This window comes from Algoriphagus sp. 10J20-15, assembly GCF_055809615.1.
In genome coordinates this window covers 111,230-128,608 of record NZ_JBVVUG010000004.1, presented here as the reverse complement: position 1 = coordinate 128,608, position 17,379 = coordinate 111,230, and the positions used below count along the sequence as shown (strand labels likewise).

Sequence of the window (17,379 nt, the reverse complement as noted above, 5' to 3'; positions counted from 1 at the left end):
AGCCTTGAAATTCAATTTAGTGGAATTTTATTGACTCCGACAGTTCAGGTAACAAACAGAAGGGTATGGTAGTTTAGTAAATGGAATAAAAACTCTAAAATTATGAAAAACTACCTTGGAGCCGTCGGTATAGTCACTGGTGTGTTAATCATATTTGTCAGCGCTATACAATTCAATTTAGGTATGTTTCTGATATGGCTGCTTTTCTTGGTAGGCCCTGTTTTGGTCTTGTGGATGGTGTGGTCAGTGCTGATTGCAGATGTGGTCGTAAAAGAAACTTTTGAAGAACAATGGTATCAGGATGAGCCTGAAATGCGGAGAAGGGGTTTAGCTTGAGAAAAATTGTTTGGGAGTGAGAACAGGAATTTGATTCGCTGTTTTGAAGTCTTTAAGGTCACGAGTAATTAGGAAATCCATTTTATTTTCAATGGCAGTAAAGTATTGAAGAGCATCTTCTTTGTCTTTGAAATCTGAATTCATAGCACGCAAAAATGCTTGCTCTCCCCCAGAGATTACCTTGCAAAAGCCATTAAACTGAAGCAGTTTTTCTTTAGCATCAACTAGTTTATAGCGGTCAAAAGACATATAAATAAGTAGGCCTAAAGACACTTCAGAAATGAACAGCTGAGCTTCACCATCTGCCACTAAGGTAAGAAATGGCAAAGAGTCTTCCACAAACGGCTCCCGATTTGCAACTAAGTCCAGCGCAACATTAGAATCCAAAAATATCCTATACATACTTTTTATCGCGGTGTTCTCGCATTAATTCTTTATCTGACTTTTCGAGGGCTTTGATTGGAGACTCCTTTTTTAATCTCTCTAAAAATCGTGCAGCTGCTAGCTGCTCCTGAGTTTTTTCAACTTTAGGTGTTTCTTTTTCAAAAATCTCTTCAAACATCCTAGAAAGCGAAATTCCTCTCTTAGCCGCTTGCATCTTGGCTTTCTCTACAATTTCCTTTTTTACAGTGAGTGTGAGTTTGGTTTTCATAAGTGACACGTGTTTGATTTAAATATACGTGTATTTTGGGGAAAGATGTTCCATTTATGAATTTAAAGGGGAAACTTTAGTCTTGTATCTTTGCCTCATGACTCCCGCCTCAAAACACTCTTTCATCATCAAATCCACCGCCAAGCGGCTGGGCTTTGACTTTTGTGGGATAGCGAAAGCGGGATTTCTAAAGGAGGCACCTAAGAAATCAATAAAGGAAATGATAAAATCAATTCCCATTTTTGACCTGTTTTCTCATAGACAAGTAAGCTTGAAGAACTTTCTGAAGAGTGATTAGAATAATATATGAAGGCAAATTTACCCTTTTGCAAAAATATAGGCTTTGATAAACGGATATATGCATTTGCATTCAAATTCTCAAATTGTTGAGAAGCAACAGTTTGATTCTTTAAAGACAGAGTGTAAGCAGCAAAGAGCGAATCTAAATAGTTCTGTTCTACAAGTTTAACCGATTGAGGAACCATTTTTTTAGAAAAGATAAAATCCTCTTCCGACTCTACACATATCTTTTTTAAATCTTCTTCACTAAGAAATACTCTGTAAAGATTTTCCCTCTATTTTAATTATACTCCTTAGCCTTGAAAATGACTCAAGATTACACGGTTTTAAGAGGGGATTTTGAACCCACTCCGCATCCGCTTTCATAGATACTTTCACAGTATCGCTTATGGAAATTTTTCTCGCAAGTACTGTAGTGATTAACTCCTTAATTTCTAGATCTTCATTTTTTACAGAAGAGCATCCAACTAAAGAAAAAACAATACACAGTATAATGGATCGAAGGCTAATCACAAAGTAACGTTCCAATTGGTGCAATATTTCCAACATTGGTATTATTAAGTTCAGCATTGTATCTGTTATTAATTCGTTGTTGTTCCGACAATGTTAATGTATTTTTAAAAACATCTGTATCGTGGAGACCACCCCACGCCATATCTTTAAAATATTGATCCCCAATAACTCCAACGTTATACCCTACGCTCGAGGCGTAATTTTTTAACTCAACAACAGCTATATCATTCAAAAATTTAGTTTCTACAAATAAATTATGATGGACAGGATTTAAATCTTCTCCACCATAAATAGCTATATAATCATTTAGCAAACAATTTAAATCACAATCATTAGGATATTCTAATTCATATACTAAATATGCATGAAGTACCTCATGCATGGTAGATCGTGCCATAGAAAGATCGGTAGCATTTGATATTACAGATTGATTATAGCTTACTATTGCATAGTTATTTGTAATTTGTGGGCTTGTACATGCAGTTGCTGTTCCACAGTTTCCATATTGAAATTTTAAATTATATGGAACAGATGTAGTTGCTTCATCATTAAACATGTTTAATATTTTCTTAATTTCAGTATTTGTTCCGCCTATTAGATCTCTTATCAAATCTTGATGACGTTCTGAAATATCTTTCATATCAATCTGAATTACCTTGTAATTATTTCCCCCAATAATACCATCAGGACCGCAAATTTCAATTTCCACTCTTTCTACTTCACGCCATTCGCTACAATTCACTAATGTACTTGCAATTATATAACAATCCTTTTCATAATAAATGATCGTTGCAGGTTCACACTGTACAGGCATATAGGCGTTAGGATCGGAAGCTGTAGCTCTTTTATATACAAAGTCTCCAGGCTGTAGATCCTTACTAAAATTCATATGCCTATAAGTATCCAGAGAGGTTTTGTCCGGGTCGGAAGTCAATTCAATAAAGCTGAGGCCACCTATTATCTCCTCCGTATCCAAAGTCATAAAGAGAAGATTCCCCCATATTTCCGTTTGGAACCAATAGCCTCGTTTCCACATCTTGGTATTTAGGAACAAAGCCAAGCAAAGGGCTCAGCAAGGGAATTTCATAATGCCCTTCAGAATAATTTGCATTTTCCCAATCCATTTCCAATGGCTGATTGTCAAAGGTGGTTTTCCCTGTCAATTCCGCTTCAAAGTACGTACGGATCAGCTGAAGCTCATCTTGGGAAATTTGCAAATCCTGCTCCTGTGTACAGGAAGAAATTATTTGAACTAAGAGCAGGATTAAAAATAAATGGTAAAACGGTTTTTTAAGATAATTGCATTTGGGGGGGGGCTAAAAGTGTTTTTCATAAAATTTGATTAGTTGATTGTCTAAAAACTTCTTTAGTTTATTGATTTTCGGCGACACATCAAAATTCAACATTGTAATTTTTCTTAAACCCCTTCGCAATCACCGAGAACCGTAAGACTTGTATCTTTACCCCATGACTCTCGCCTCAAAAAACGCTTCCCTTATCAAATCCACCGCCAAACGGCTGGGGTTTGACTTCTGCGGGATAGCAAAAGCAGGATTTTTGGAGGAGGAAGCACCTAAACTGGAAGATTGGCTTAACCGGAATTACAACGGTCAAATGGGCTATCTGGCCAATCACTTTGACAAGCGACTTGATCCTACCAAACTCGTGGAAGGTGCTAAATCTGTGGTTTCTTTGGTTTATAATTATTATCCAAAGGATGAATTGCCAAGAGGTAACTCCAATATCAAGCTTGCCAAATACGCCTACGGAGAGGATTATCACTTTGTGATTCGGGACAAACTGAATGAATTTCTAGAAATCCTACGCGATGAAATCGGTGAAATCGATGGTCGTGGATTTGTGGATTCGGCACCAGTGATGGAGCGACAATGGGCGCAAAAAGCTGGGCTTGGCTGGCTTGGTAAAAACAGTCTTTTACTGAATAAACAACAAGGCAGTTTCTTCTTTCTAGCCGAACTCATCATTGATCTGGAAGTAACTCCGGATACCCCTCTTGCCAAAGATTACTGCGGTACTTGCACTGCCTGCATCGATGCTTGTCCCACAGATGCGATTGTGGAAAATGGAGTCATTGATGGTTCCCGATGCATTTCTTATCTGACCATTGAACTGAAAGACTCCATTCCCAGCGAGTTCAAAGGCAAGATGGAAAACTGGGCATTTGGCTGTGATATCTGCCATGATGTATGTCCTTGGAATCGCTTTTCCAAGCCTCATCAGGAGCCAAAATTCCAACCTCATCCAGAGCTAGAAGAATTTACCAATCGGGATTGGCAAGAAATCACTGAAGAAACTTTCCGTAAGGTTTTCAAAAAATCAGCAGTAAAGCGCACCAAACTTGCAGGGTTAAAAAGAAATATCGACTTTCTGAAATCAAATTAACCTCTTCCGAGATTCTTATGAGCCCTCAAACTCCAAATCTTAAAGCTGTTCAGAAGCTTTTTAAGCCTAAAAAGAAGAAAAAAGAAAAACACTCACAAGGTTGGACTACCTCCTGGTGCTTTAGTCTTTACCGGAGATAAAAAGCTAGAAAAAGTATTGATCAATATCATCACCTATGATGAAAATGATTTATATGAAGAAACTATTCTTCTCAATCAACTGGAGGAACATTTGAAGCTGAAAAAGAAGGTACTTTGGATAGATGTGATTGGCCTTCATGACGTAGAATTGATGGAGAAAATCGGTTTACTGTTTGGAATCCATAAGCTGACTATGGAAGATATTCTGAACGTAGATCAGCGTCCGAAAATGGAAGCATTTGAGGATTATCTTTTTGCCGCCATGAAGATGATCCAATGTGATTCGCCAGAGGCACCGATAGATGATGAGCAAATCAGCTTTGTGTTGAAAGATGGAGTTTTATTGACATTTCAAGAGAAAAAAGGAGACGTTTTTCAGTTTGTGCAGAAGTCGCCTGGCTGATCAAAAAACGCGCCATCCGACAGCGAAAAGCCGATTACCTACTCTATGCACTTCTGGACTGCCGTGATTGACAATTACTTCATCGTGATGGAAAATGTGGGTGAACGGATAGAAAACCTGGAATCCACAAGCGATGTTCACCCCAGTCTGCAATGAGACGCTGAATGCGCTCTATGTGCAAAGACGTGAAATGATGGATCTTCGCAGGACGGTGTATCCACTTCGTGAAGTGATTGGCTCTTTCGACAAATACGCAGATCACAAAATCAGTCCCGAAACCCGACCTTTTATCCGTGATTTATATGAAAACACCATACAGGTAATCGAAACCATGGAGGTCTTTCGAGACATGTCCTCAGGAGTTTTGGATCTCTACATGAATAGCCTTTCCAACCGCATGAATAACATCATGAAGGTGCTTACCATCATCTCCACGATCTTTATTCCGCTGAGTTTTGTGGCAGGGGTCTATGGAATGAACTTCGACAATATGCCTGAGTTACATTGGAAATACAGCTATTTCGTCGTCATGGGTGGAATGACAGCAGCTGTGATTGGTATGCTTCTTTTTTTCCGAAGGAAAAATTGGCTATAGCTTACTGAAGCTTTAAAATGACATCTTTTTTACCATTTTTAAGTAAGAGCTCTCCAGCACTTACCTGATAATAGCGCACAGATTTGAGGACTTCCAAAAATTTGTTTTCGAAAGGAGAATCTTGACAAGCCATTTGTCGCTCCAATTTCCCCTCGAATTTCAATGTATTTTTCTTCCCTATTTCATAAGGTCCAAAAATACGATTACATCCACCAGTCCCAGTAATCATACCTTCTCTGGAATCAAAAATTAAATGAGCATCCTGCTCCGAACCTGAAGTTTGAACCGGTACTTGCATGATCTCCACCAAAGTCCATTGCTTGCCGTCCCACTTTTTATCAGGATATGATTTGGAACTGCAGGAAGCTAAAATAAGAAGTGTGAATGCAAGGAATATATTTTTCATAATTGGGTGATTTACTTCTAATAAGTCCTAAATCATGCCAAATTGTTCCGACATCTGATTTTAAAAAGCCTTCAAGCTGATATCTAAACTATTCACCGAATGTGTCAATGCCCCCATTGATATATAATCTACTCCGCATTCAGCCACATCTACAAGGGTCTCTTCGGTAATTCCCCCAGAAGCTTCGGTTTTGTATTGATTTCCAATTAAACCTACCGCCTCTCGCATAGTCGCATAATCCATGTTATCCAACATTATCTGATCTACTCCCCCTACGGCCAGCACTTGCTTGACTTCATCCAGATTTCGGGTTTCTATTTCTATTCTCAGATCCAGATTATTGGTTTTTAAATAAGCATTGCATCTTTCAATAGCCTGAGGTATTCCTCCCGCAAAATCTACATGGTTGTCTTTGAGCATGACCATATCATAGAGTGCAAAGCGATGATTAACGCCTCCACCGATTAATACAGCCCATTTTTCCATCAATCTGAAATTAGGAGTTGTCTTACGAGTATCCATCAAACGAGCCTTTGTATGCAGAATCTTTTTAGTAAGACGATGAGTTAGGGTCGCAATCCCACTCATACGCTGCATGCAATTCAAGACCAACCGCTCAGAAGAAAGAATAGAAGCTGAAGCCCCTTTTACGATCAAACCAATATCACCATAATTGACTTCATCGCCGTCTTTGATCAACAGCTCTACTTCAAGAGTGGGATCAAAAGTCTTAAAAATCTTCTCTGCCAACTCGATACCCGCTATTATACCATCGTCTTTGATAAGGAGTTTTGCCTGCCCGGTTTTTCCCTCTGGAATAGAAGAAAGTGAAGAGTAATCACCTGGACCAATATCCTCTGCAAAGGCAGCTGCAATAAATGTGGAAATGGCTTCTTCGGTAAGATAAGTAGGTTTCATGCCCAAAAATAGGGATTTGAAGCTCCCGCAAAGGCGCAAATGCGCAAATTTCTTTCAGTAAAAAAGCATTTCATTGGAATTGAAGATAGATAATGAGCAATGATCCGTAATCAAATTCAATATTCAAGGGAAAGCGATCACCAACATTATGCTTTCTCCAAGCTCCTCAGGGTAAAAATGCTTTAAAAAACACCTTAGCCTTTTACAAATTCCAAACTGTAAATTTTAAATTCAGAAGCTTGTTGGGAGACTTTTATAAACACCTTAAAAATTCCTTGGCCAGTTTGATAATCACCAATATAAGAGCTCAAAATTGGGTTGTTTTCACTTCGGAAAACAAGATTAAAACCTAATGAAGGATTTCTCTTAAAAAAATCTTTTAAGACAAGTTCTGCCTGATTTTTAGAATAATCTCCCTGCTGTCCGTTTACATTTAAGGATATACTGGAATCGAAGTATTTGGCTAAATCGCTGCTAGAACCACTTTCAATTGCAGAAATAACCGTTTCTATGGAGTTCACGTTTTCAATATCCTCACCAGGAGATTGAATAAACAGGAATATCGAAACGATTAAACTTAATAATGAGGTCATTGCCCTTGCTAGGCAAATACTAAGCCAAAAAAGGAATCATGTTCTGCATTTATCAGTTTACCAAGCGCATATCTTGGAAGTTTTGTGTTATCAGGATTTCGGGACTACTTTACTCTGAATTATAATATATTTGCGGTATGGATAAGAAAGTACTTTTAATGATTTTGGATGGTTGGGGAATAGCCACCAATCCTTCTGTTTCTGCGATTGACAAAGCAAAAACCCCTTTTGTAGATAGTCTTTACACAAAATATCCTCATGGAAAACTGGAAGCTTCTGGTCTTGCTGTAGGCTTACCAGAAGGCCAAATGGGCAATTCTGAGGTAGGTCACATGAATATAGGTGCAGGCCGGGTGGTGTATCAGGATTTAGTGAAAATCAACCTTGCCGTAGAAAATAAAGAGCTAAATACACATCCTGTTTTGGTAGAAGCATTTGCCAAAGCTAAAGCAGCAAAGAAGAAAGCTCACTTTATGGGATTGCTTTCCGACGGTGGTGTACATGCACATATTAAGCATTTGAAAGGCCTTTGTGATGCAGCAAAATTTAATGGAATGGACGATGTGTTTATTCATGCATTTACAGATGGTAGAGATACAGATCCTAAAGGAGGTATAGGATATCTTGAAGACCTTCAGGAGCATTTGACTCATTCTGCAGGGAAAGTCGCCTCGGTAGTAGGCAGATATTATGCAATGGATAGAGACAATCGTTGGGAGCGAGTAAAGCTTTCCTACGATGCCATGGTAAAAGGTGAGGGAGAAAAGTCCAAGGACATCATCGCCGCCATGCGCAAATCTTATGAAAACAGTGTGACTGACGAATTTATACGCCCAATCATCCATGTTGGAGCTGATAATAAGCCTTTGGCTATGATTGAAGATGGCGATCTTGTGATTTGCTTCAACTTCCGCACTGACCGAGGCCGGGAAATCTCCCAAGCGCTTACACAGCGTGATTTCGAAGATTTCAATATGAAAAAGTTGAATGTAGACTATATCACGTTTACGAATTATGATGCGACTTTCAAAGGAGTAGAAGTTCTATTCGAAAAAGACAATCTTAATAATACCTTGGGAGAAGTTCTGGAAAGAGCCAATAAGAAGCAGATAAGAATAGCTGAAACTGAGAAGTATCCTCATGTGACTTTCTTCTTTTCCGGAGGAAGAGAGCAGGAGATTCATGGGAGAAAGCAGATTACTTTGCCCATCTCCAAAAGTGGCAACCTATGACCTCAAACCTGAGATGAGTGCTTTTGAAATTGCCTCCAAAATCAATGGAGAGCTGAAAAAGAAAAGTGCTGATTTCATTTGCCTGAACTTCGCCAATGCAGATATGGTGGGTCACACAGGAGATTTCGATGCAGCTGTGAAAGCTTGTGAAGCTGTGGATGCTTGCGCAGAAAGTGTAATCACGACGGCTTTGGCCAACGATTACACGATTATCGTAATTGCAGATCACGGTAATAGTGACATGATGATCAACGAAGATGGTTCTCCAAACACCGCGCATACTACCAACCTAGTGCCTTGCATCATGGTGGACAAAAATGACCAGTTGACTATTAATGATGGGAAACTTGGAGATTTGGCTCCGACAATTCTTCAACTGATGGGGATAGAAAAGCCAAGCGATATGACTGGAAATGTCCTTTTGACTTAATGAAACATTGCAAAAGTTTTTCTTTAGGGATCCTTTTCGTTTTGTTTGGGCTTTCCTCCTGTGTGGATGAGATTTCAAATACCATCGAAACAGACCCCTATTTTGATCTAAAAGGATTTGTAGAAGAAGAATATCCAAAAAGTAGATAACGTAGAAGTTGCCAAAGTCTCTCAGATTCAAGAAGAGAAAAAGGAAGTGAAAGTGGTCTATTCTATCAAGGATTGGGAGGAAGAATTTAGCATTTTCAAAGAAGCTGATATCAATAAGGCTTCCATGCTACAATCCTATAAAACCACGACTTCAGACGATGGTTTGACTCACGAAGCGCTACCAAATTCCAAAGAAAAAGTGAAATTCGTCAAAGTAACCTATGATGATGGAGTAGTAAGCAGTGTTTCAATCAAAATAGAAGATGATAACTTATTCTACTCTACTACTACCTTGGCAGCTATCTATATTGATAATACTACCAAGTTAATTGATCATTATTCCATTGAGACAACTCAGAAGATTTGGTTTTTGGATGAGAATAACATGAAAATCGAAGGAACAATAGTCCCAAAAGATTAAGGGCTTTTCCACATTAAAAAACAAAGTAAAGGACTGGAGAAAATCTTCAGTCCTTTCTTTTTCTAATGAATTTTTGGTTACTGGCAAAATTGCGGATGATCATATTGTTTAATATGTATATCCGCTTTTCTACCAGTAAAGGGGGAAAAGCAATCTAGAATTTGTTCAAAATTATAATTAAGGCCACTCCAGCCTGTCCCGCCAGTGCGGGAGTCTTCGGTCATCGGTCTTCCGACCAGTTAAGCAAAGAATCTAAGGCAACTGGCATCATTGCGGATAATCACATTGTTTAATTATTTATCAAACATCGGAGGCCGCTTAGCTTGCCAATCGCTATTTTTTTGAATTAGATCTCCAAGCATTACCAGTTTCTCCTCTTCGAAAAGATTAGCCAACAACGTAATAGAAGTTGGGCTCCCGGATTCACTGAAACCATTTGGAAGGCAAAGCGCAGGATGGCCAGTTAAATTGGTGATCTGTAGCTGGGCTCCACCAAAACTTGGAGTAACTATTACATCGTAATCTTGCATGATTTGATGCATTTCTTCAATAAGAATAGTTCGCTGCCGTGCCGCCTGTAGGTACTCCACTGCAGGAATAAATCTAGCCGCACGAAAAGCATTAGGCCAGGCATTTTTGTGCTGGGCAACCAATTGATCATCCCAGCCTAATCTAGTCAATTCATCAAATGCTGCTGCGCCTTCCACCGAAAGCATAATTTGTATCGCTCTGGGATTTACAGAAGTTTTCAATTCTACTGGGTGCAGCTCAAATCCCTGATTTTTTAGCAGATCAAGTACACCTCGGTTGTTCTGAGACCCTGAACCATCCCCTTCAAAAAAGTCCTCGAAGTAACCAATTTTCAGCTTTTTCACGTCAGTTTTGGATGAGAAATTAAAAGCTGCTTTTATCGTGCTGGCATCCATCTCGTCCTCCCCATTGATGATAGACAAGACAATCCCGTCATCCAGCGCTGATCTCGAAATCGGCCCGATTTTATCCATAGACCAACTCAAAGCCATAGCGCCATTTTTACTGACACGTCCATAGGTGGGTCGCAAGCCAGTGACACCGTTTCTAGTGGACGGGGAAACTATCGACCCCAATGTTTCTGTACCTATAGCAAAAGGAACTAGGCCTGCACTTACCGCTGACGCAGATCCTGCAGAGGAACCGCTGGAACCCTGCTCCAGATTCCAAGGGTTTTTGGTAACACCTCCATACCATACATCTCCCATCGCCAAGGCTCCAAGTGTGAATTTGCCAACCAATACACCACCTGCATCATTCAACTTATTCACAACCGTAGCAGTCATATCGATTTCCTGATCTTTGTATGGCATAGCACCCCAAGTTGTTTTGGTACCTTTCACTGCCAAAAGGTCTTTGATTCCATAAGGAATCCCGTGAAGTGGACCTCTATATTTTCCTGCAGCCAATTCAGCATCCATCGCTTTAGCTTTTTCCAATGCAGAATCTTCAAGCAAAGAAATCAGGCATTGGAGCGTATCTGAGTAGGTTTTGATGCGATCCAAATAAATTTTTGTCAGACGTTCACTGGATATTTTCTTTGATTTAATTAGCACAGCGAGTTCGTGAACAGGCATATAGGCAATGTCAGATTCCTTTTCAGGCAGGGGCATTTCCGTGGCTAAGCCCCAGTCTAGCGGTCTCTGGGTTTGTGCAGGTTGAAAACCTTTAGGAAGGGGATTGAAAACCAAAGATGGTGCTACTGAGTTGTCTAGCTTTACTTCGCGCAAGGCTTCATACCTATTGCGTTGATTTTCTAATGCAACCCAACATGCTGTCTTTTTCTGCAGGAGTAAAAGACAAGCCAAAAATCTCGGAAGCTCCCTCTATGGAAATAGGTGTAATTTCACCGGTATTTCTACCAAGCGTGAATCCAAGAAGTAAGCATCCTGCTGCAGCGATAAGTATAAAAGCGGATGAAGAAACTGTGTTTTTTGATTCCATTGAATAGTTTTGTAATAATGTAAGTAATATGTATATCCGCTTTTCTACCAGTAAAGGGGCAAAAGCAATCTAGAATTTGTTCAAAATTATAATTGAGGCCACTCCAGCCTGTCCCGCCAGTGCGGGAGTCTTCGGTCATCGGTCTTCCGACCAGATAAGCAAAGAATCTAAGGCAACTGGCATCATTGCGGATAATCACATAATGTAATCCAAGAATGCTATGTGCATGATCAATTACCCAATATAATCAACCAATGGATCAAAATCCTTCCTTTCCTGTATTCCCAATGTCCTTTCGTGGAATTCTTCTGCTAACTGGGATGTACACCATCGCTTGGTCAGCAATTTACAGATTGATGGGCCCTTCCATTTTGACATGGCTCGCAAATGGTTCTGAAGTAAATGCTAGTCTTTCTTTAGCCTATTATGGAGGGTTTGGGATTATAGTCGGTATACTTATCTTTTTTAGTGCCTTCTATCCGATCAGCTGGGTATATCTGATTATTGCAGGAATCACTGGAAAAATTATCCTTTCAATCTGGTTTGCCTTGGGTTTTGTCCCTGATCTTGGCTGGAATAAGCGCACTGCATTCCAACTTATTTTCAATGAAATTCTCTGGCTTATTCCGCTGATTGCAGTATTCCTGAGGGGACTTCAGGTAAAAAATTATCTGGCTGAAACACAAAAATAAAAGTGAAGAAACCCTGTAACAAAAAAAGGAGGATCGTTACTGATCTTCCTTTTTCACTTCTATAGATTTTATTTTTTTATATATCCGCTTTTGTGCCAGTAAAAAGGGAAAAGCAATCTAGAATTTGTTCAAAATCATAATTGAGGTCACTTCAGCCTGTCCCGCCAAAGCGGGAGTCTTCGCTCATGGGTCTTACTACCAAGTAAGCAAAGAAGCTAAGGTGACTGGCATCTATGCGGATAATCACCTAATTTTTCTACTTAGGTAAGCAAAATCAACAGAAGTAAAATAATAATAATTGCTCCTACAGAAATGTAAACTCCACCTCCGGCACGTTTGGCTTCCTCCTTCATCTCCTTTAGCTCACTACGAACGTCCTTAATTTCTTCTTTGCTCATTTCACTAAAATCCATGGCTTTGATTTCATCCACTCTAGTTTGGATTTCGGCTAAGCGCTCTTTTTGAGCTTCTGTCAATTCTGTTTTCTCTTTTTTGGAATTATCGTCATTTGCCGGCGCTGCTACAAGCATATGAGCGGAGAATACAAGTGCGAGAATTGCGAATAATTTTTTCATAAGATTGTTTGTTTAAAGTCAGGTTTGATCTATTGTCAATATTACAGCCAAACTCTGTCGCACTATCAATGGATATAGCTAGATTTTGGATAGCTCCTTGTCTAAAATTTGTAACTTGCTTGGCTAAAACGCAGATGCCTTTTTACTATAAATTTACTTCAAATGTCCCAAAAACAGCCCTGTAAGCTTTTTTTACTCGATGCCATGGCGCTTATTTATAGAGCGCATTTTGCCTTCAGCAAAAACCCCAGAATCAACTCCAAAGGATTGAATACCGGCATCATGCTGGGCTTTACCAATACCTTACTCGAAATAATTGATAAGGAAAAACCTACCCACATTGGGGTCGCCTTCGATACCCACGCCCCAACGTTCCGCCATGTTCAGTACGAACCTTACAAAGCAAACCGCCAGGAACAGCCAGAAGATATAGCCGTGGGCATTCCTTGGGTAAAGGAAATTGTGAAGGCTTTCAACATCCCGATTTTGGAATTAGACGGCTACGAAGCTGATGATGTAATTGGCACTTTGGCCAAGCAGGCAGAGAAGGAAAACTTCACTGTTTATATGATGACGCCCGATAAGGATTATGGGCAACTTGTAGATGATCATATTTTCCTCTACAAGCCAGCCTTCATGGGAAATGGTGTGGATATCATGGGGCCAAAAGAGATCTGCGCCAAATGGGATATAGAGCATGTAGATCAAGTTCGGGACATTCTTGGCCTTATGGGAGATGCTGTGGATAACATTCCTGAAATTCCTGAAATTGGACAAAAAACCGCTGTCAAACTTCTAAAGACCTACGGCACCGTAGAAGAATTGGTGAAAAACACCGCTGATCTGAAGGGAAAGCAAAAGGAGAATGTGGAGAACTTTGCCGCGCAGGGTATTTTGTCAAAGGAACTTGCCACGATCAAATGTGATGTGCCAATTACCTACGTAAAAGAAGACCTAAAATACGAGGGAATCGACGAGGAGAAAGTTCGTGCGATTTTTACAGAGCTTGAGTTTAGAACCCTAGCTTCCAGGGTTTTCAAAGGCACAGACAAAAAAGCTGCAGTTCAGAAAAACGATCAATTAGGACTTTTCGGAGAGGCTCCAGCTGCTACAGCCTCTTCCTCACCTGCAATAGAATTTGAAGAGGAATCTGTAAACGTAGCCGAGCAAAAAGCACCGGATACTATTCACAGCAATATTCAGAATTATCATAAGGTCAAAGGCAAGGCTGAAATCTTGGAGCTTGTTGAGTATTTGGAGATTCAAAAAGAGCTTTGCTTCGATACCGAGACTACTTCCGTAAATCCAATGGAGGCTGAGTTGGTTGGAATATCCTTCGCCTATGTGACAGGGGAGGCATATTATATTCCTTGTCCAGAAAGTCGGGAGGAGACCTTAGCTATTCTTGAGTTACTGAAGCCGGTTTTTGAAAACGAAGCTATTCTGAAAATTGGCCAGAATATCAAATACGATATTTTGGTACTGAAAAATTACGATATCGAAGTCAAGGGAGTCCTTTATGACACCATGCTTGCACATTACCTGATCGATGCGGATGGCAAGCATTCCATGGATTGGCTGGCAAAGCAATACCTGAATTACGAGCCAGTTTCCATCACAGAACTGATTGGCAAAAAGGGCAAGAATCAGGGAAATATGCGTGATGTAGACGAAGATGAAGTGACTGCGTATGCTTCTGAAGATGCAGATATTACGCTGAGGTTAAAAGCAGAATTTGATCCCTTATTGAAGGAGAATAACCTGGAAAAACTGTTTGACGAGGTAGAAAATCCGCTGATCAATGTACTCGCGGATATGGAATTTGAAGGAGTTCGGATAGACATGGAAAGTCTGGCAGAAATGTCCCTTTTGTTGGAAAAAGAAAGTAAGGAGATCGAGAACACAGTCTATGAAATGGCTGGAGTTAGATTCAATCTAGCTTCTCCAAAGCAACTGGGCGAAGTGCTTTTTGATAAATTAAAACTCGATCCCAAAGCCAAGAAGACTAAAACCGGTCAATACGCTACCGGTGAAGAAGTGCTAAGCAAACTTGCACATGAGCACGAAATCATCCAGAATATTCTGGACTTTCGCCAAATGGTGAAGTTAAAATCTACCTACGTGGATGCCTTGCCGCTCTTGATCAATTCCAAAACAGGTAGAATTCACACGACCTATAACCAGTTTGTGGCTGCAACAGGCCGTCTTTCTTCCATCAATCCAAACCTTCAGAATATCCCAATCCGAACCCAGAGAGGCCGGGAAATCCGAAAGGCTTTCGTCCCAAGAGATGAAAACCACATCCTATTGGCAGCGGATTACTCTCAGATTGAATTGCGGATCATGGCGGCTTTTTCAGGCGATGAATCTATGATCGAGGCCTTCAAAAGCGGAAGAGATATTCATGCGACTACCGCTGCAAAGATCTTCCAGGTTCCCTGGAAGAAGTGACTTCAGATATGCGTAGAAAAGCCAAAACAGCCAATTTTGGGATTATTTACGGTATTTCGGCTTTTGGACTTTCACAGAGATTGTCTATTTCACGCGGTGAGGCCAAAGAGATTATTGATTCCTATTTCAAGGAATTTCCTGCTGTGAAAGAGTATATGGATGGAGCCATTGAAAAAGCCAAAACTCACGAATACGTGGAGACTATCCTCGGTCGCCGGAGATATCTTCGGGATATCAACAGTCGAAATGCAACCATGCGTGGCTTTGCGGAGCGAAATGCGATCAATGCACCAATCCAAGGATCTGCAGCCGATCTGATCAAAGTCGCCATGATCGATGTGCATCAATGGATGAAAAAGGAAAACCTCAAGTCCAAGATGATCCTTCAGGTGCATGATGAATTGGTTTTTGATGCACACAAGGATGAGGTTGAACTCCTTAAAGCCAACATACCTGGTCTGATGTCCAATGCCATCAAAATGGCCGTACCGGTAGAAGTAGAAGTTGGAACAGGCACGGATTGGCTGCAGGCGCACTAGGAGGTTGGAAGTTGAAGGTTGGAAGGTTGGAAGGTTTTAAATTCGATATTCAACGTTCGGCATTCATTATTTATAAATTGAAAGTTTTGAAAATAACTTCCAGATTAACTTGCTAGGAAAAATTCACTTCCTAATTCAATCTCCGAGGTTCCAGCAAACCTCCTAAATAGCATCTCGTAATTCCCATATCCACATGGCCAAAATAAAAACAACATTCTTCTGTCAAAACTGCGGTGCTCAAAGTCCAAAATGGCTAGGCAAATGCCCTGCTTGCGGGGAATGGAATACCTATGTGGAAGAAGTGATCCAAAAGGAGGAATCAGGGAAAGGGTCTTGGAAAACTCCAACAACAGGCACCCAAAAAAGCATCTGTACCTAAGAAAATCCAAGAAGTCAACTACGAGGAGCAACCAAGATATGTAACGGGAGATGCGGAGCTTGATCGGGTTTTGGGAGGAGGAATTGTACCGGGTTCACTGGTATTAATTGGCGGAGAACCTGGAATAGGGAAATCTACGCTGATGCTTCAGATTGCTTTGATTCTCAATACCAAAAAAATCCTCTACGTCTCCGGTGAGGAAAGCGAGGCTCAGATCAAGATGCGTGCGGATCGTATGTCTGCAAAAAACCCGGAATGCTACGTGCTTTCGGAAACAAATACCCAACAGATTTTTCAGCAAATCGAAGCGCTAAAGCCAGATTTACTGGTGATTGATTCTATCCAAACCTTGACTTCTCAGTATGTAGAATCTGCTGCAGGCTCAGTTTCCCAAGTCAGGGAATGCACTGCCGAACTCATGAAGTTTGCCAAGGAAACAGGAACTCCGGTATTCCTAATTGGTCATATCACCAAAGACGGTTCCATCGCCGGACCAAAAGTACTGGAGCATATGGTGGACACGGTTTTGCAGTTTGAGGGAGATAGACACATGAGCTATAGAATTCTGCGGACATCCAAAAACCGCTTTGGATCTACCCATGAGCTCGGTATTTATGAGATGCGAGTAGAGGGTCTCCGCCCAGTCGCCAATCCATCAGAAATCTTACTGACACAGCGGGAAGAAGTGCTAAACGGTGTGGCCATAGGCGCCATGATGGAAGGTAATCGCCCACTTCTGATCGAAATCCAATCCTTAGTCAGTCCAGCAACTTATGGGACTCCGCAGCGAAGTAGCACGGGCCATGATGCCAAGCGATTGAATATGCTACTGGCAGTATTGGAAAAGCGGGGCGGAATGCGACTTGGGCAGCAAGATGTGTTTTTGAATGTAGCAGGTGGACTAAGAGTGGATGATCCAGCACTGGATCTGGCAGTTTGCGCCTCTTTGATTTCCAGCTATGAGGATACGCCTGTTTCTGAGCAAATTTGTTTTGCGGCAGAAGTTGGTTTGGGTGGAGAAATACGGGCTGTTCACCGAATCGAAAACCGAATCGCAGAGGCTGAGAAACTAGGTTTCAAAAAAATCATTGTCTCCAAATACGCTGTGAAAGGCTTGGATCTCAGCAAATACAAAATTGAAGTCATGCCTGTAAGTAAGCTGGAGGAGGTTTATCAGAAGATTTTTTAGGAATTTCAAGTGCTAAATGGTCCTTGGAGAAAAAAGTTTGGAGCCGGTACGTCGAAAGATTAGTAAAGCACGTGGAGGGTAATAAAATC

Annotated in this window: 16 protein-coding genes and 5 pseudogenes; 11 read left to right on the top strand and 10 right to left on the bottom strand. The window is 40.7% G+C overall.

The window, feature by feature from the left end:
• Nucleotides 1-102: 102 nt before the first annotated feature.
• Nucleotides 103-336, top strand: coding sequence for a hypothetical protein (locus AC0L6R_RS02285; protein WP_283413487.1), 234 nt, complete (start codon nt 103-105; stop codon nt 334-336).
• Here the strand turns inward: AC0L6R_RS02285 and AC0L6R_RS02280 are convergent.
• Both AC0L6R_RS02280 and AC0L6R_RS02275 read right to left on the bottom strand, forming a co-directional pair.
• Nucleotides 328-738, bottom strand: a complete 411-nt coding sequence (locus tag AC0L6R_RS02280) for a type II toxin-antitoxin system VapC family toxin (RefSeq protein WP_283413486.1) — start codon at nt 736-738, stop codon at nt 328-330. The genes AC0L6R_RS02285 and AC0L6R_RS02280 overlap by 9 nt on opposite strands.
• On the bottom strand, nt 731-988 hold the full coding sequence (locus AC0L6R_RS02275; RefSeq protein ID WP_283413485.1) for a DUF6364 family protein: 258 nt from the start codon (nt 986-988) through the stop codon (nt 731-733). Before AC0L6R_RS02275 ends, AC0L6R_RS02280 begins: the two co-directional genes overlap by 8 nt.
• A 97-nt stretch (nt 989-1,085) precedes the next feature.
• Between AC0L6R_RS02275 and AC0L6R_RS02270 the strand changes: the two are divergent.
• A pseudogene (locus AC0L6R_RS02270) lies at nt 1,086-1,193 on the top strand (tRNA epoxyqueuosine(34) reductase QueG); the annotation flags it as partial.
• Here AC0L6R_RS02270 and AC0L6R_RS02265 read toward each other — a convergent pair.
• The 3 genes from AC0L6R_RS02265 to AC0L6R_RS02255 form a co-directional block, all read right to left on the bottom strand.
• Nucleotides 1,189-1,473, bottom strand: coding sequence for a hypothetical protein (locus AC0L6R_RS02265; RefSeq protein WP_473269878.1), 285 nt, complete (start codon nt 1,471-1,473; stop codon nt 1,189-1,191). The pseudogene AC0L6R_RS02270 and the gene AC0L6R_RS02265 overlap by 5 nt on opposite strands.
• 320 nt (nt 1,474-1,793) lie before the next feature.
• The gene (locus AC0L6R_RS02260) at nt 1,794-2,783 is read right to left on the bottom strand and encodes a hypothetical protein (RefSeq protein ID WP_473269759.1); all 990 of its coding nucleotides are present in this window, start codon (nt 2,781-2,783) and stop codon (nt 1,794-1,796) included.
• Nucleotides 2,737-3,018: a hypothetical protein gene (locus AC0L6R_RS02255; RefSeq protein WP_473269758.1), complete on the bottom strand. Its 282-nt coding sequence runs from the start codon at nt 3,016-3,018 to the stop codon at nt 2,737-2,739. Before AC0L6R_RS02255 ends, AC0L6R_RS02260 begins: the two co-directional genes overlap by 47 nt.
• Before the next feature lie 250 nt (nt 3,019-3,268).
• Here AC0L6R_RS02255 and queG point away from each other — a divergent pair, with 250 nt between their 5' ends.
• From queG to AC0L6R_RS02240, 3 genes are all read left to right on the top strand, one after another.
• Complete coding sequence (queG, locus tag AC0L6R_RS02250; RefSeq protein ID WP_473269757.1) at nt 3,269-4,204, top strand: tRNA epoxyqueuosine(34) reductase QueG; 936 nt, start codon at nt 3,269-3,271, stop codon at nt 4,202-4,204.
• Nucleotides 4,205-4,360: 156 nt separating this feature from the next.
• Nucleotides 4,361-4,747 carry a CorA family divalent cation transporter gene (locus AC0L6R_RS02245; protein ID WP_473269756.1) on the top strand — a complete coding sequence of 129 codons (387 nt, stop codon included), beginning with the start codon at nt 4,361-4,363 and terminating at the stop codon, nt 4,745-4,747.
• Between the two features lie 133 nt (nt 4,748-4,880).
• Complete coding sequence (locus AC0L6R_RS02240; RefSeq protein WP_473269755.1) at nt 4,881-5,342, top strand: CorA family divalent cation transporter; 462 nt, start codon at nt 4,881-4,883, stop codon at nt 5,340-5,342.
• A 1-nt stretch (nt 5,343) separates the two neighbouring features.
• On the opposite strand, the gene AC0L6R_RS02235 is transcribed toward AC0L6R_RS02240, so the two are convergent.
• The 3 genes from AC0L6R_RS02235 to AC0L6R_RS02225 all read right to left on the bottom strand — a co-directional run bounded on the left by AC0L6R_RS02235 (nt 5,344) and on the right by AC0L6R_RS02225 (nt 7,259).
• The gene (locus tag AC0L6R_RS02235) at nt 5,344-5,748 is read right to left on the bottom strand and encodes an META domain-containing protein (RefSeq protein WP_473269754.1); all 405 of its coding nucleotides are present in this window, start codon (nt 5,746-5,748) and stop codon (nt 5,344-5,346) included.
• A gap of 60 nt (nt 5,749-5,808) precedes the next feature.
• Entirely contained in the window at nt 5,809-6,666 is an 858-nt protein-coding gene (gene nadC, locus AC0L6R_RS02230; RefSeq protein ID WP_283413477.1) for a carboxylating nicotinate-nucleotide diphosphorylase, read from the bottom strand.
• A 194-nt stretch (nt 6,667-6,860) separates the two neighbouring features.
• Nucleotides 6,861-7,259 (bottom strand): DUF4783 domain-containing protein, encoded by a 399-nt coding sequence (locus tag AC0L6R_RS02225; RefSeq protein ID WP_473269753.1) that lies wholly within the window; start codon nt 7,257-7,259, stop codon nt 6,861-6,863.
• 137 nt (nt 7,260-7,396) lie between these two features.
• On the opposite strand from AC0L6R_RS02225, the pseudogene gpmI reads away from it, so the two are divergent.
• The 3 genes and pseudogenes from gpmI (at nt 7,397) to AC0L6R_RS02210 (ending at nt 9,491) form a co-directional block, all read left to right on the top strand.
• Nucleotides 7,397-8,921, top strand: a pseudogene (gene gpmI, locus AC0L6R_RS02220) (2,3-bisphosphoglycerate-independent phosphoglycerate mutase).
• Complete coding sequence (locus AC0L6R_RS02215; RefSeq protein ID WP_473269752.1) at nt 8,921-9,070, top strand: hypothetical protein; 150 nt, start codon at nt 8,921-8,923, stop codon at nt 9,068-9,070. The pseudogene gpmI and the gene AC0L6R_RS02215 overlap by 1 nt, the downstream one beginning before the upstream one ends.
• 46 nt (nt 9,071-9,116) lie before the next feature.
• The gene (locus tag AC0L6R_RS02210) at nt 9,117-9,491 is read left to right on the top strand and encodes a hypothetical protein (protein WP_473269751.1); all 375 of its coding nucleotides are present in this window, start codon (nt 9,117-9,119) and stop codon (nt 9,489-9,491) included.
• A gap of 293 nt (nt 9,492-9,784) precedes the next feature.
• On the opposite strand, the pseudogene AC0L6R_RS02205 reads toward AC0L6R_RS02210, so the two are convergent.
• Nucleotides 9,785-11,465 (bottom strand): annotated as a pseudogene (locus AC0L6R_RS02205) (amidase).
• A gap of 254 nt (nt 11,466-11,719) precedes the next feature.
• On the opposite strand from AC0L6R_RS02205, the gene AC0L6R_RS02200 reads away from it, so the two are divergent.
• Nucleotides 11,720-12,157, top strand: a complete 438-nt coding sequence (locus AC0L6R_RS02200) for a hypothetical protein (protein ID WP_283413472.1) — start codon at nt 11,720-11,722, stop codon at nt 12,155-12,157.
• 260 nt (nt 12,158-12,417) lie between these two features.
• On the opposite strand, the gene AC0L6R_RS02195 is transcribed toward AC0L6R_RS02200, so the two are convergent.
• Nucleotides 12,418-12,732 (bottom strand): hypothetical protein, encoded by a 315-nt coding sequence (locus tag AC0L6R_RS02195; protein WP_283413471.1) that lies wholly within the window; start codon nt 12,730-12,732, stop codon nt 12,418-12,420.
• 162 nt (nt 12,733-12,894) lie between these two features.
• Here AC0L6R_RS02195 and polA point away from each other — a divergent pair.
• Nucleotides 12,895-15,722 (top strand): annotated as a pseudogene (gene polA, locus AC0L6R_RS02190) (DNA polymerase I).
• Nucleotides 15,723-15,915: 193 nt separating this feature from the next.
• Nucleotides 15,916-17,290: pseudogene (radA, locus tag AC0L6R_RS02185) on the top strand (DNA repair protein RadA).
• Nucleotides 17,291-17,379 lie beyond the last annotated feature (89 nt).